The sequence below is a fragment of the Anaerovorax odorimutans genome (assembly GCF_024459955.1).
Taxonomy (GTDB): domain Bacteria; phylum Bacillota; class Clostridia; order Peptostreptococcales; family Anaerovoracaceae; genus Hominibacterium; species Hominibacterium odorimutans_A.
This window is the reverse complement of sequence record NZ_JANFXK010000230.1, coordinates 1-228: the sequence shown is the minus strand read 5'-3', so window position 1 is coordinate 228 and position 228 is coordinate 1. Positions and strand designations below refer to the sequence as shown.

General features: G+C 39.5%; 1 protein-coding gene. It reads right to left on the bottom strand.

Annotated elements, in window-relative coordinates; genetic code table 11:
• A partial coding sequence (locus NE619_RS18585; RefSeq protein WP_305146679.1) for an ATP-binding cassette domain-containing protein occupies positions 1 to 228 on the bottom strand: 228 nt, incomplete at both ends.

Below are 228 nucleotides of genomic sequence, written 5' to 3'. Positions count from 1 at the left end.
AGCTTCTCTTGTATTTGCGAATTCTACTTCTTTTCCTTCATATGTAATAGTTCCGGAATCTTTTTTATAAATACCTGTAAGAACCTTCATCAAGGTTGACTTTCCGGCACCGTTCTCTCCCATCAGAGCAAGGACTTCACCTTTTCTGACTTCCAGATCTACATGGTCTAATGCATGAACACCCGGGAAAGACTTATCGATTCCTTTCATCGTTAATATAACTTCACC